This is a genomic window from Mesorhizobium sp. CA14 (assembly GCF_020165195.1).
Taxonomy (GTDB): Bacteria; Pseudomonadota; Alphaproteobacteria; order Rhizobiales; family Rhizobiaceae; genus Mesorhizobium.
Genome location: NZ_JAIUHR010000002.1, coordinates 370539 through 383021 on the forward strand (window position 1 = coordinate 370539; position 12483 = coordinate 383021).

Genomic DNA, 12483 nt, shown 5'->3' on the forward strand with positions numbered 1-12483 from the left:
GTTACTGCTTCGACACCGCCCAGACGAAGTTGGTGTCGAAGCTCGGGCCGAGCTTGAAACCCTGAAGGTTCTTGCGCAGCCCCGCCACTTCCAGCTGCTGGTGGATGATGACGAAGGGGCTGGTGTCCATGATCTTCTGCTGCAGATCCTTGTACATATCGGCGCGCTTAGCCGCATCCTTCTCCAGCAATGCCGCCTCGGTTTCCTTGGTCAGGTCAGGAATGTCCCAGGCATTGCGCCAAGCCAGCGTCTTGATCTTGGCATTGTCGGAATTGTCCGGGTTCGAGGCAAAGGTTTGGGCGTTGGAGTTCGGATCAAAATAGTCCTGGCCCCAGTTGCCGATGTAAATATCGTGGTTGCGGGCACGGTATTTGGTCAGCGTCTGCTTACCATCGCCCGGAATGATCTCCAGCCTGATGCCGGCCTGGCCGAGCGTCTGCTGGATCGATTCCGCCATGCCGGTGGTCGGCTGGCCGGTGCGCACGTCCATCGTTACCTTGAAGCCATCAGGCACCCCGGCTTTGGCCAGAAGCTCCTTGGCCTTAGCGACGTCGAGCTTGAAGGGATTGTCATCGATGGCGCCGAGGTCGCCCTTGGGCAGGAAGGACTGATGGATCTCGCCGATACCCTTGAGGATGGTGGTGCTCAACGCGTCGTAATCGACCAGATATTTGAACGCCTGCCGAACCTCGGGTTTGGCGAGCGTCGGGTTCTTCTGGTTGAGGCTGATGTAGTAGACGGTGCCTTTCGGCGCGCTGGTGGTGGTGAGATCGGCGTTCTTGGCGATGGCGTCGAGATCGTTCGGCTCGAGATTGCGGGCAACGTCGATATCGCCGGCTTCAAGCGCCAGGCGCTGCGCCGAGCTTTCCTTCATGTTGCGGTAGATGACGCGGGCGAGCTTGGCCTTCTCGCCATTGTAATTGTCGTTGCGCTCCAGCACGACGGCCTCGTTGGCGCGCCACTCGCGCAGCTTGTAGGGGCCCGAGCCGGCATAGCCGGTCTTCAGCCAGGCATTGCCGAAGTCGTTGTCCCATTTGTAGTCGGCGCTCGGCTTGACGGCGGCGACATGTTCCTTGACCAGCTTCGCATCGACGACCGACGCAACGGTGGCCGACAGACAGTTGAGCACGAAGCTCGGCGCATAGGCCTTGTCGACCACGAACTGGAAGGTGCTGTCGTCGACGGCCTTGGCCTTTTCGGTGACATTGTCGCCGGTGATGCCGAACTGGTTGATGATGAAAGCGGGGCTCTTGTCGAGCTTGATGGCGCGTTCGAAGGAATAGGCGACATCGGCCGCGGTGATCGGATTGCCGGATGCGAATTTCATGCCGGGCTTCAGCTTGAAAGTGTAGGTCAGTCCGTCATCGGAAACGGTCCAGCTCTCGGCAAGGTCGCCCTTGACCTTGGAGGTGTCGCTGAGGTCGAGCCGGACCAGCAGATCATAGGTGTTGCCGGTGACTTCGGCCGTCGACAACTCGAACGCTTCGCCGGGGTCCATCGAGATGATGTCGTCGATGGCAAAGCCCTCGACCAGCGTATCGGCGGGCGTGACCGCGAAAGCGGGCGCTACGAGCAGCGCGGACAGCGCGGCGCCCGCAAGCAAGGCGCGCGAGCGGAGGGCAAATTTTTCCAGCATCATGGTGATCGTTCCCTGTCTTGTTGACCTGAGTTCCCGGCTCAGGGCTGTATTGTTCTTTGCAAGGCCGGCTGCGGCTTTGACCGCTTACCGTCGTGTTTTTTGTCCAGTTGGTCAACACCCTATTCAGCGGTTCTCGAACCGGCAACGGACATTTTGCGAGACGCTATATCGGGGGACCAGACGAGCCGCAAGAGTCGACCCATGCGCCGGCTAATTGAAGCCGCTAGTCCGCAAAAAATTATCAGGTCCGTCCATTGGGACGGCAGCCGCTATTTCAACTGCGCGACCAAACCCGCATCGGGAAAGCAGGTGGCGGGCTTGCCGTTCTTTGCCTGCCAGACGCCGATCGAACGGCGGGTCTTGAAGCCGGGCAGGCCGTCGGCGCTGCCGACATCGTAGCCCTTGTCCTCCAGCGCCCGCTGCAGAGCGGCGATATCGGAGCGGTGGAGATCGCCGATCGCGCCCCAGCCGCCGACAAAGGCGGCGTCGCCCTTGGCGATGCGGTCGGCGGCATGGCCGATGAACAGGCCGTAGAGATCGCTGTTGTTGTATTGCTTCAGCACATAGAAGTTCGGCGTGACGACGAAGGCCGGACCGCTGCGCCCGGCCGGCATCAGCAGGAAACCCTCGGCCTTCAATTCGCTCGCCGCAAACGCCTTGCCGTCGACGCGCCTGATGCCCATTGTAACCCAATCGGCGATCTTCTTGCCCTGGTCGGGTCCTTCGAGAGAGCAGGAGATATTTGCTGGAACCGTCACCTCGGTCCCCCAGCCGCGCCCCCGCACCCAGCCGTAATGGACGAGGTAGTTGGCGATCGAAGCGAGCACGTCGGGCGTCGAGTTCCAGATGTCGGGCCGGCCGTCGCCATCGAAGTCGACGGCGTGCTTCAAGAAGGAGGTCGGCATGAATTGCGGCTGGCCGAGCGCGCCGGCCCAGGACGATTTCATCGAATTGACCGGCGCCAGTCCGCGCTCAACGATTTCGAGCGCCGCCAGCACCTCGGTGCGGAAGAAATCCTTCTTCGTCGACATGAACGCCTTGGTGCCCAGCACCTCGAAAGCGTCGTAAGGCATCTTGGCCGCGCCGAAGCCGGTCTCGCGACCCCAGATCGCCAGCACGATCTCGCCCGGCACGCCGTAGCGCTTCTCGATCAGCCCGAGCACCCGGGCGTTGGCGCCCTCGCGTGTGCGCCCGCCCGAGGTGACGGCGCGGATGATCTTCTCGCCGAAATAGTCGGCAGGTGGGCCGAACTCGGCCTGGTGCTGCTTCTGCGGCGTCGTCGGCTTCTCGCCGGGCATGACGAGATCGGGCAGTTTCAGGTTCGGCTTCACGCCGAGGAAGGCCTCGTCGAAGGTCTTCTTGGAGATGCCTTTGGACTTGGCTTCGGGCCAGAGGTCGGTTTGAAGCCAGGCCTGGAACTGGTCATCGATGGGGGCGGCGTGGGAGGGGGTCGAAACGCCGAGAGCTATGACGATTACAACGAAAATCGTGACGGCCAATCCGTAGAAGCCGCGTTGCTTCGCGCCCCCCTCTGTCCTGCCGGACATCTCCCCCTCTAGGGGGGAGATCAGATGCCGCGCAGGCTTTCGCCAATCGCCAACGTGGGGAGAAAAGCACCGGCGAAGAAACTGCCAATCTCCCCCCTTGCGGGGGAGATGCCCGGTAGGGCAGAGGGGGGTGTGACAGAGTGTGACCTTTCCAGGAAAAACGCCTGTCACCAATACCTCCCCCTCAAAACGCCGTCCTCGATCGTAGCGCCGCGGCCAGCGTGCCTTCATCGAGGTAATCGAGCTCACCGCCCACCGGCACGCCGTGCGCGAGCCGCGTCACCTTGACCTCGAACCCCGACAGTTGGTCGGTCAAATAATGCGCCGTCGTCTGTCCCTCGACCGTGGCGTTGACGGCAAGGATGACTTCCTTCACCTCGCCGCCGGCGATCCGGTCGACCAGCGAGCGGATGTTGAGCTGGTCGGGGCCGATGCCGTCGAGCGGCGACAGCGTGCCGCCGAGCACATGGTAGCGCACGTTCATCGCCGCCGCGCGCTCGAGCGCCCAAAGGTCCGAGACGTCCTCGACGACGATCAGTGTGCCGGCGTCGCGGCGCGGATCGGTGCAGATCATGCAAGGATCGGAGGTATCGACATTGCCGCAGGTCGAGCAAATGCGCACCTTGTCGACCGCCTCGCCCATCGCGGCGGCCAAAGGCTCGAGCAGCTGTTCCTTCTTCTTGATGAGATGAAGCGCGGCACGCCGCGCCGAGCGCGGCCCTAGCCCCGGCACCTTGGCCAGGAGCTGGATCAGGCGTTCGATTTCCGGACCGGCGATTCTCTTCGACATCGCCCTGATCTAGAGCAATTCCAGGAAAAGTGCGAAGCGGTTTTCCGTCCGGAATTGCGTGCAAGCGAAAAGATGGATCAGTTCGCCGTTTCTTGAAACGGTGGACTGATCCAGGATTTTTCAGAGCGGTTTGGAACAGCCAGCAAGGGCACAGGGCCCGCCATCCTGCCATGGCGGGCCCAGCCACGGATGAAATGGGCTTCAGTTGGTTTCGAGCGGCCGATCCTGGCTGGCGATCATCGCGCCGATGGCATCGGTATTCTCAGGCGTCGACTGGAAGCCCATCGACGCTTCCTGCGGCGCGCTGGGCACCGAAGAGATGTAGCGGCCCTTGAGCGTGCCGCCAAAACGCGAGGCGTCCGGCTCGGCCATCGGCTCCTGCATCGCCACGACCGTCGGCTTCTGCGCGAGGCGGCCGGATTTCTGCGAGGGGGCAGCAGCGGCGGTCACATAGGTCGCTTCGGCCGGAACGATTGCCGCCTTGGCCGGAAGCGTCGGTTCGGCCGCATTCATCGCGGCCTGCTTGGCCGGATCCGGCCGCACGATCGTCTTGACCACCGGCTCGGCGGAAGCCACCAGCACGGGCGCGGCAGGGTCGATCTTCTGCTGTTTGTCGGAGGCCATGGCGACCATCGGCTCGTCCGGCAGCGGCTGCCAGTTGCGGCCGCGCTTCTCGTAGAAGGCGTTGCCGCCGGCCACCATGGTGTAATGCATGTTCTTGTAGGGGAAGCGCAGGCCGGCGGTGTGGAAATACATCGTGTTCTTGAGCTTGGCCTTGCGTTCGCCTCTCAGCACCGCATCGGCCGCCTCCTCGACATCCGGCAGAGCCTTCGAGTTCATCGGCCGAGTCATGACGCCCGGAGCAAACTGGCCCGGCTCGCCGACAACCTGACAGATGGTGTTGCCGTGCTGGCCCGAGCGAAGACGGTTCATGACGACCGTGCCGACCGCGATCATGCCGTCGCGGCTCGACCTGTTGGACTCGAAGAACATTGCCCTTTGCAAGCATTCCTTGTCCTTCAGCGAGTGGCCGGAGGAACGCGTGAGGAAGCTCGGCGTAAGGGCGTCGGTCAGACCCGACACCGACATGCCATGGGAGGAAGTGGTCTGGCTGCAACCGGCCAGGAGCAAGGGGGAAGTGACGATGCCGATAAGCAGCAGCGGCGTCTTCCATCGCGTCGCGATCACCAAAAAAGCCTCATGTCCAGATGCCAGCCCGCCCCGAGATGTGGCAAGAATGAGACTCTTTCAGGCAAAAAGATGGCTAGAAGGTTAGCAACTTCTGGACTTGGGTAAAACTTTATGAATGCCGCGAAATGCGCCCGTGAGCATTGCCGGCAAATGGTTAATATTGCAGCCCGGACTCAATTTCCGTTCATAATCAATTAACTGGCGGGCACCGCCTCAGAACGGCAATTTCATTCCGGGCGGGATCGGCAAGCCTGCCGTGAGCGCCTTGGTCTTCTCCTGCATCACCTGCTCCACCTTATTTTTGGCGTCATTGTGGGCGGCAAGGATCAGGTCCTCGAGGATCTCGGCTTCGTCCGCCTTGATCAAAGACGGATCGATCTTCAGCGCCTTCATTTCGAACTTGCCGGTCAGCGTGATGCTGACCAGGCCGCCGCCGGCCTGGCCGGTGGCTTCGAGTGTGGCGATCTCGTCCTGCATGGCCTGGAACTTGGCCTGCATTTCCTTCGCCTTGCCCATCAGGCCGAGAAGATCTTTCATCGGGTGGTCCTCTAAGATTGTTTCAGATTTCGTCGTCGTCGGCCGCAGGCTCGACCGGCACTTCGGCTTCCGCTTCTTCCACGTCCGGCACGTCCGGAATGCGCACGTCGATAATCTTGGCGCCGGGGAAGCGGGCGAGGATGGCCGCGACGGTGGGATCGCTCTTGGCGTCGGAGAAGGCATTCTCGCGCTTCGTCGTCTCCATCTCGGCCAATGTCTGGCCGCCCTCCTCCTTCGACAGCGATACCAGCCAGTTGCGGCCGGTCCAGGCGCGCAGCTTGGAGGTCAGGTCGTTGAGCAGCATCTTGGGCGCGTCGTCGGTCAGCGCCACGTCGAGACGGCCGGGCTCGATGCGTACCGGCCGGACGCAGCGTTTCAGGAGTACCTTGAAGGCCATGTCGCGATTGGCATCGGCAAGCGCGACGATGTCGGCCAGCGATTTGACCGGAACGATAGGGGTTTCGACAACCGGCTCCGGTGCTGGGACAAACGCAGCCGGCGCGGGCTGCGCTTCGACCAGGCGCATGGTCTGCGCACCGCCATTTGAACCGGGCATTCGGGTCTGCGCGACAGCACTTGCGCCGCCGCCATTGCCGACCGGTGCGCCATTGGCGCGCGGCGCGCCATTCGGCAGCGGCCCCGCGCCTTCCAGCGATTTCAGCGCCTCGTCCAGCGTCGGCAGGTCGGCCGCATGCGCCAGCCTGATCAGCACCATTTCGCCGGCGCTGACGGGGCGGTTGGAGGACTGCACCTCGGGAATGCCTTTGAGCAGCATCTGCCAGGTCCGCGACAGCACGCGCACCGAAAGCGTGCCGGCGAATTCGGCGCCGCGCCGGCGCTCGTCCTCGGAAAGCGAAGCATCGTCGGCTGCCGCCGGCACGAAGCGCAGGCGGGTGACGAGGTGGTTGAACTCAGCAAGATCGGTAAGCACGGCGGCCGGATCGGCGCCGGTGTCGTATTGCGCGCGGAATTCGGCCAAGGCCGCCGCGACATCGCCCTTCATGACGTGCTCGAACAGGTCGATGATGCGGGCGCGGTCGGCGAGGCCCAGCATGGCGCGCACCGCGTCTGCGCTGACCGTGCCGCTGCCATGGGCGATCGCCTGGTCGAGGATGGAGAGCGAATCACGCGCCGAGCCTTCGGCGGCCCGCGCGATCATGGCCAGGGCCTCGTCATCGACGGAAATGCCTTCCTTGGCCGCGATCGAGGCCAGATGCCCGACCAGCGCGCCGGCATCGATGCGCCTTAGGTCGAAACGCTGGCAGCGCGACAGGACCGTGATCGGCACCTTGCGGATCTCGGTGGTGGCGAAGATGAATTTGACGTGCGGCGGCGGCTCTTCCAGCGTTTTCAGCAGGCCGTTGAAAGCCTGGGTGGAGAGCATGTGCACTTCGTCGATGATGTAGACCTTGTAACGAGCCGAGACGGGCGCGTAACGGACGCGGTCGATGATGTCCCTGATGTCGTCGATGCCGGTGTGCGAGGCGGCGTCCATCTCGATGACGTCAACATGGCGGCCTTCCATGATCGCCTGGCAATGCTCGCCGGGGATCGAAAGGTCGACGGAGGGTTGGTCGACGGTCGCGGTCTTGTAGTTCAGGGCCCGCGCGAGGATGCGTGCGGTCGTCGTCTTGCCGACGCCGCGCACGCCGGTCAGCATCCAGGCCTGGGCAATGCGGCCGGTGGCAAAGGCGTTGGTCAGCGTGCGGACCATCGGCTCCTGGCCGACCAGCTCGGAGAAATTCGAAGGGCGGTATTTGCGCGCTAGGACACGATAGGCGCCGGCCTTACCGGTCTCCAGGCTTTCCGTCCCCAAGTTTCCGGCTTCGCTCATTCGCCGTCAAAAGCTCCCAGGACCGCGACGGAAGGCGGCCGATTCCTGCGCATAGTCTCGCCCGCACGGCTTGGCGCCGTCAATGTCGCGGGAGAAAGGCGAAGAGGTGGGAGGCTGGAACAATGACCCGTTCCGGGCTCGTTAGGGCTGCTTCCTTCCGGACCTGACCCGGTTGGCGAGTGGATCGTCCACCACCAACCTCCCGGGCTCCATATCGGCAATTCGGCGGCGAAATGCAAGGGCCGAGCCGGAACCCGCAACCGCATCGGGGGCGGAAAGTCCTTCAAATCGATAACAGCGGTCAATGAATCGCTTGCAGCCACCTTGCCGCCGCTCTAGCGTTCCGGGTTTGGAAAATGCTTACAACAAAAGTGAAGGAAATGCCCATGCTGCCTGGCCTCGAGGCCGGATTCACGCTGGACGCCCGGCTGGAGGCGGACAGCGAGCAGCTTATGTGGCTTGGCCTTTGCGAGCTCAGGCTGATGAACGACCGCCGCTGGCCATGGCTGGTGCTGGTGCCGCAGCGGCCCGGCGTGGAAGAAATCCACGAAATGACGCCGCTCGACCAGACGATGCTGACCTTCGAGACCAATATGGTGGCGCAGGCGCTGAAGCGGGTGACCGGCTGCACCAAGATCAACACCGGCGCGCTCGGCAACATCGTGCGCCAGCTGCATGTTCACGTCGTCGCCCGCTCAGAGGGCGATCCCGGCTGGCCGGGACCGGTCTGGGGCCACGGCATACGCGAGCCCTACGAGCGCTCCGACATCAGGCGGTTTGCCGAAACGATCAAGGCGGCGCTATAAGCTGAGCGTTGTCCATTCAGCGCCCCTTGTGTTCCTCAGCCCGCCCGAGTCCCCATGAGCTTTCGCCTGTTTGACGCGCCCTTGCGCGAACCGAGCCAATTCGTCGGTTTCGCCGGCAACCGGATCGACCGTCAATCCGAGAACCGGGCCGACGATGCGGTCGAGAAGGCGCTTGCCGACCGGACCGCGCGGCTGATGCTGATGCATGCCGGCCGGCTCTACCTCAAATTGGAGGACGGCACGTTCGACCCATGGTTCAAGGCGGATGAAAGCCAAGGCTTCGAGGCTTCGCTCGGCCAGGGCGTGCTGCTCGGCCTTTCGGAAGAAGGCCCTGTGCTCGCGGTGCCCGCCGGCGTCGAGCCGGAAAAGCTGCCCGAAACGATCAAGGCGATCGACTACCGCTCGGTCTATATGCAGGGGCTGATCGACGAGGCCGCCGCCGGCGCGCTGGCGCAAGGGGCGGCGCTTCTTGCCTGGCACGCCAGCCACGCCTTCTGCTCGAAATGCGGCAACCGCTCGGAGATGCGCGCCGGCGGTTACCGGCGCCATTGCCCTTCCTGCGGCACCGACCATTTTCCGCGCACCGACCCGGTGGCGATCATGCTGACGGTGACGCGCGAAAAATGCCTGCTGGGGCGCGGCAGGCATTTCGCGCCGGGCATGTATTCGGCGCTTGCCGGCTTCATCGAGCCGGGCGAAACAATCGAGGCGGCGGTAAGGCGCGAGACGCTCGAAGAGGCCGGCATCCGGCTCGGCCGCGTCGTCTACCATGCCAGCCAGCCCTGGCCGTTCCCTTATTCGTTGATGATCGGCTGCTTCGGCGAGCCACTCAACGAGAATATCCAGGCCGACCTCAACGAGCTCGAGGATTGCCGCTGGTTCTTCCGCGACGAGGTGCGCACCATGCTGGACAGGCAGCATGCCGACGGCCTGATTACACCGCCGAAAGGGGCAATCGCCCATCACCTCATCCGCGCCTGGGTCGACAGCGAATAGGAGCAGAAGAATGATCCGCCACACCGTCGTGTTCACTTTGAAGCATCCGCTGCAGTCGCTGGAAACCAAGCGTTTCCTGCACGACGCCAAGAAGATCCTGACCGGGATCAAGGGCGTCACGCATTTCGAGCAGCTGCGGCAGGTGAGCCCGAAGAACGACTACCAGTTCGGCTTCTCGATGGAGTTCGCCGATCAGGCGGCCTACACGCGCTACAACGAGCACCCCGACCATGTCGCCTTCGTGCGCGACCGCTGGGTGCCCGAGGTCGAGAAGTTTTTGGAGATCGACTACGTGCCGTTGGGGTTCGGCTGAGCAAGAACGGCTCCAGCGCTAATATCGATGTTCGACCGTTCGGCCAGAGCGCTGCCCCTACTGTCCCTTTCCGTGGCGTTGACGACTGGCGAAATCGCCGATGAGAGCGCCCCTCTCCCCGTCACTATACTGGGAGAGGATGCCGGCAGGCAGGTGAGGGGCGGCGCAGACGCTAGATAAGTATGGTCGGGGCGTCGGGCCTCGACTCGGATCCATTGACAATCGAAGTCGGTGCCGCCCCTCATCGCCCTGCCGGCCCCTTCCTTTGACGTGCGCGCAATCTAATCCGCTACCTTCCACTGCTCGCGCGAGGCGCTCGCCGGATAAACGCCGAGAATGCGCATTTCGCGCGAGAAGAAGCGCAGCTCGTCTAGCGCCAGCTTGACCAGTGGGTCGTCCGGGTGGCCCTCGATGTCGGCGTAGAACAGCGTCGCGGTGAAGGCGCCTAGTTGGTAGCTCTCCAACTTGGTCATGTTGATGCCGTTGGTGGCGAAGCCGCCCATGGCCTTGTAGAGCGCGGCCGGCACGTTGCGGACACGGAAGATGAAGGTGGTCATCATCTTGGCGTCCGGCGCGGGGCGCTCCACCCATTGCTTGTTCTTGGTCAGCACGACGAAGCGGGTGACGTTGGAATCGGTGTCCTCGACATTCTTCTCGATGATGTCGAGCCCATAGAGCTCGGCGGCTAAAGCCGGAGCCAGCGCGGCCATGGTGCGGTCCCTGACCTCCGACACCATCTTGGCCGAACCCGCCGTGTCGCCGGCGATCACCGGCTTCCAGCCGTTCTTGCGGATATATTTGCGGCACTGGCCGAGCGCGTGGATATGGCTGTGGACGGTCCTGATCTCTTCGCGCTTCACGCCTGGCAGCACCATGAGCTGGAAGTGGATCGGCAGGAAATATTCGCCGACGATGTGCAGCTTCGATTCCGGCAGGAGATGGTGGATGTCGGCGACGCGGCCGGCGATGGTGTTCTCGATCGGAATCATGGCGAGATCGGCCTTGCCGGTCTCGACCGCGTTGAAGGCGTCCTCGAAGGTCGGGCACGGCAACGGCTCCATCGTGGGAAACATGTTGCGGCAGGCCGTGTCGGAATTGGCGCCGGGCTCGCCCTGGAAGGAAATTCTGTTGGTCTTTTCAGGCATGCTCATGTCTCATTTTGAAAGGATTTGCCTGGCGCGTTCGAGATCGTGCGGCGTGTCGACGCCGAGCGGCAGCGATTTGACGATCTCGGCGTCGATGCGCATGCCGGCTTCCAGCGCGCGCAACTGTTCCAGCCGCTCGCGCCGCTCGAGCGGCGACGGCCTGAGCGCCACAAAGCGTTCCAGCGCCGCGCGGCGATAGGCATAGAGGCCGATATGATGGTAGAGCGGCCCCTCGCCCCAGGGCGCGGTGGCGCGGGTGAAATAGAGCGCTTTCAGCCGTGTCGACGACAGCGGCGAGCCGACGATCTTGACGACATTGGGATTGATCTTCTCCTCGTCGCGCACGATCTCGACGCCGAGCGTGGCGATATCGACCGATTTGTCCTCAAACGGCCGCAGCGATGCGCCGATGATCTCGGGGTCGATGATCGGCAGGTCGCCCTGGACGTTGACGATCGTTTCCACCCGTTTTTCGGGGTCGAGCGCCGTCAGCGCCTCGAAGATGCGGTCGGAGCCCGATTCGTGGCCCGCGCGGGTCATGACAGCCTCGAAACCATGCGCCCGCACGGCCTGCGCGACGGCTTCGGTGTCGGTCGCCACCACCACGCGGCCAAGCCCGGCCTCGGCGGCGCGACGGGCGACATGGACGATCATCGGCGCGCCCGCAATGTCGGCCAGCGGCTTGCCCGGCAGACGCGTCGAGGCCATGCGGGCGGGGATCAGGATCAAGGTCGACATCGGATTTTTGGGCAGCCGAAAAAAGCGGATGGAAAAGTGGCAAAAGGTCTCACTGGAAGCGCCCTTATAGGTGTTGCAACGCCAGAGCAAAAGACCTAGTTTCCGCCCGGTTTGACTGGCCTTTCAGGGCAGTTCGCGATACCGACGGACGGAGTGGACGGGACGGTCCGCCGGAAAAGGGAGCAAGGGGCGTATGGATTCCAACGAAGTCAACAAGCTGCTCGGCGGATTTCTGGGAACCTGCTTCATCGTCTTTTCAATAGGCATCGTCTCCGACGGGCTGTTCGCCTCGCCGGCGCCCGAAAAGCCCGGCTTCGCCATCGAAGCGCAGGAGCCGACCGAAGGCGGCCCGGCCGCGCCTGCCGCAGCGGAAAAGCCAATCGCCGACCTGCTTGCCACCGCCAATGCCGAAGCCGGCGCCGCCATCTTCAAGAAGTGCCAGGCCTGCCATTCCGGCGAGAAGGGCGGCCCGAACAAGGTCGGTCCGGATCTCTGGGACGTCGTCGACCGCCCCGTCGCCGAGCATGAAGGCTTCGCCTATTCGGCCGGCATGAAGGATTTCTCCAAGGGCGGCCAGGAGCATTGGACCTATGAGAACCTCAACCACTTCATCACCGCGCCCAAGAAGTTCGTGAAGGGCACAGCGATGGGCTTTGCCGGCCTGCCGAAGGAAGAAGACCGCGCCAACGTGATCGCCTATCTGCGCACGCTGTCGGACAATCCGAAGCCGCTGCCGCAGCCGGGCGCTTCGGCCGAAGCCAAGCCCGCCGAAGGCGCCAAGCCGGCGGAAAGTGCCGCACCCGCGAAGCCTGCGGAAGGCGGCGCCGCGCCGGCCAAGCCCGCGGCGCCCGCCCAATAAACAATTTGTCATAGAGACTTCCTTGGAAAAGCCGGGTTCGTCCCGGCTTTTCTGTTAGGAAAGCTGCATGAACCGCGACAAAGGCGGC

General features: G+C 63.4%; 12 protein-coding genes and 1 other RNA gene. 4 read left to right on the forward strand and 9 right to left on the reverse strand.

From position 1 onward, the window contains the following. Position 1 precedes the first annotated feature (1 nt). The 7 genes from LB565_RS03965 to ffs form a co-directional block, all read right to left on the reverse strand. Positions 2 to 1639, reverse strand: coding sequence for an ABC transporter substrate-binding protein (locus tag LB565_RS03965; RefSeq protein ID WP_411970603.1), 1638 nt, complete (start codon positions 1637 to 1639; stop codon positions 2 to 4). Between the two features lie 269 nt (positions 1640 to 1908). After that, positions 1909 to 3186, reverse strand: a complete 1278-nt coding sequence (locus tag LB565_RS03970) for a lytic murein transglycosylase (RefSeq protein ID WP_224581852.1) — start codon at positions 3184 to 3186, stop codon at positions 1909 to 1911. A 184-nt stretch (positions 3187 to 3370) separates the two neighbouring features. Then, entirely contained in the window at positions 3371 to 3976 is a 606-nt protein-coding gene (recR, locus tag LB565_RS03975; RefSeq protein WP_224514127.1) for a recombination mediator RecR, read from the reverse strand. A 201-nt stretch (positions 3977 to 4177) separates the two neighbouring features. Then, positions 4178 to 5164: a cell wall hydrolase gene (locus tag LB565_RS03980; RefSeq protein WP_224581853.1), complete on the reverse strand. Its 987-nt coding sequence runs from the start codon at positions 5162 to 5164 to the stop codon at positions 4178 to 4180. A 216-nt stretch (positions 5165 to 5380) separates the two neighbouring features. Beyond that, on the reverse strand, positions 5381 to 5704 hold the full coding sequence (locus tag LB565_RS03985; RefSeq protein ID WP_040993963.1) for a YbaB/EbfC family nucleoid-associated protein: 324 nt from the start codon (positions 5702 to 5704) through the stop codon (positions 5381 to 5383). 22 nt (positions 5705 to 5726) lie between these two features. Then, positions 5727 to 7538, reverse strand: coding sequence for a DNA polymerase III subunit gamma/tau (locus LB565_RS03990; protein WP_224581854.1), 1812 nt, complete (start codon positions 7536 to 7538; stop codon positions 5727 to 5729). Positions 7539 to 7644: 106 nt separating this feature from the next. Continuing rightward, positions 7645 to 7741, reverse strand: an RNA gene (gene ffs, locus LB565_RS03995) — signal recognition particle sRNA small type. A 183-nt stretch (positions 7742 to 7924) separates the two neighbouring features. On the opposite strand from ffs, the gene LB565_RS04000 reads away from it, so the two are divergent. The 3 genes from LB565_RS04000 to LB565_RS04010 are packed head-to-tail and all read left to right on the forward strand — an operon-like array spanning position 7925 to position 9653. Then, the gene (locus LB565_RS04000; protein ID WP_224581855.1) at positions 7925 to 8344 is read left to right on the forward strand and encodes an HIT domain-containing protein; all 420 of its coding nucleotides are present in this window, start codon (positions 7925 to 7927) and stop codon (positions 8342 to 8344) included. A gap of 54 nt (positions 8345 to 8398) precedes the next feature. Beyond that, positions 8399 to 9340 carry an NAD(+) diphosphatase gene (nudC, locus tag LB565_RS04005; RefSeq protein ID WP_224581856.1) on the forward strand — a complete coding sequence of 314 codons (942 nt, stop codon included), beginning with the start codon at positions 8399 to 8401 and terminating at the stop codon, positions 9338 to 9340. 10 nt (positions 9341 to 9350) lie between these two features. Beyond that, entirely contained in the window at positions 9351 to 9653 is a 303-nt protein-coding gene (locus LB565_RS04010; RefSeq protein ID WP_127285625.1) for a Dabb family protein, read from the forward strand. Between the two features lie 281 nt (positions 9654 to 9934). Here LB565_RS04010 and LB565_RS04015 read toward each other — a convergent pair whose 3' ends face one another. Together LB565_RS04015 and LB565_RS04020 are read right to left on the reverse strand one after the other, a co-directional pair. After that, entirely contained in the window at positions 9935 to 10798 is an 864-nt protein-coding gene (locus LB565_RS04015) for a prephenate dehydratase (protein ID WP_224581857.1), read from the reverse strand. A 9-nt stretch (positions 10799 to 10807) separates the two neighbouring features. After that, on the reverse strand, positions 10808 to 11536 hold the full coding sequence (locus LB565_RS04020; protein WP_224581858.1) for a 3-deoxy-manno-octulosonate cytidylyltransferase: 729 nt from the start codon (positions 11534 to 11536) through the stop codon (positions 10808 to 10810). 193 nt (positions 11537 to 11729) lie between these two features. On the opposite strand from LB565_RS04020, the gene LB565_RS04025 reads away from it, so the two are divergent. Further along, entirely contained in the window at positions 11730 to 12395 is a 666-nt protein-coding gene (locus tag LB565_RS04025; protein ID WP_224581859.1) for a c-type cytochrome, read from the forward strand. The last annotated feature ends 88 nt before the right edge of the window (positions 12396 to 12483 follow it).

What these genes read in the sequence shown, in the direction of transcription:
- nudC (WP_224581856.1), top strand. Translation starts at nt 8,399, where the DNA reads ATGAGCTTTCGCCTGTTTGACGCGCCCTTGCGCGAACCGAGCCAATTC.
- LB565_RS04010 (WP_127285625.1), top strand. Translation starts at nt 9,351, where the DNA reads ATGATCCGCCACACCGTCGTGTTCACTTTGAAGCATCCGCTGCAGTCG.
- LB565_RS04000 (WP_224581855.1), top strand. Translation starts at nt 7,925, where the DNA reads ATGCTGCCTGGCCTCGAGGCCGGATTCACGCTGGACGCCCGGCTGGAG.
- LB565_RS03990 (WP_224581854.1), bottom strand. Translation starts at nt 7,538, where the DNA reads ATGAGCGAAGCCGGAAACTTGGGGACGGAAAGCCTGGAGACCGGTAAG.
- LB565_RS04015 (WP_224581857.1), bottom strand. Translation starts at nt 10,798, where the DNA reads ATGCCTGAAAAGACCAACAGAATTTCCTTCCAGGGCGAGCCCGGCGCC.
- recR (WP_224514127.1), bottom strand. Translation starts at nt 3,976, where the DNA reads ATGTCGAAGAGAATCGCCGGTCCGGAAATCGAACGCCTGATCCAGCTC.
- LB565_RS03965 (WP_411970603.1), bottom strand. Translation starts at nt 1,639, where the DNA reads ATGATGCTGGAAAAATTTGCCCTCCGCTCGCGCGCCTTGCTTGCGGGC.
- LB565_RS03970 (WP_224581852.1), bottom strand. Translation starts at nt 3,186, where the DNA reads ATGTCCGGCAGGACAGAGGGGGGCGCGAAGCAACGCGGCTTCTACGGA.
- LB565_RS04025 (WP_224581859.1), top strand. Translation starts at nt 11,730, where the DNA reads ATGGATTCCAACGAAGTCAACAAGCTGCTCGGCGGATTTCTGGGAACC.
- LB565_RS04020 (WP_224581858.1), bottom strand. Translation starts at nt 11,536, where the DNA reads ATGTCGACCTTGATCCTGATCCCCGCCCGCATGGCCTCGACGCGTCTG.
- LB565_RS03985 (WP_040993963.1), bottom strand. Translation starts at nt 5,704, where the DNA reads ATGAAAGATCTTCTCGGCCTGATGGGCAAGGCGAAGGAAATGCAGGCC.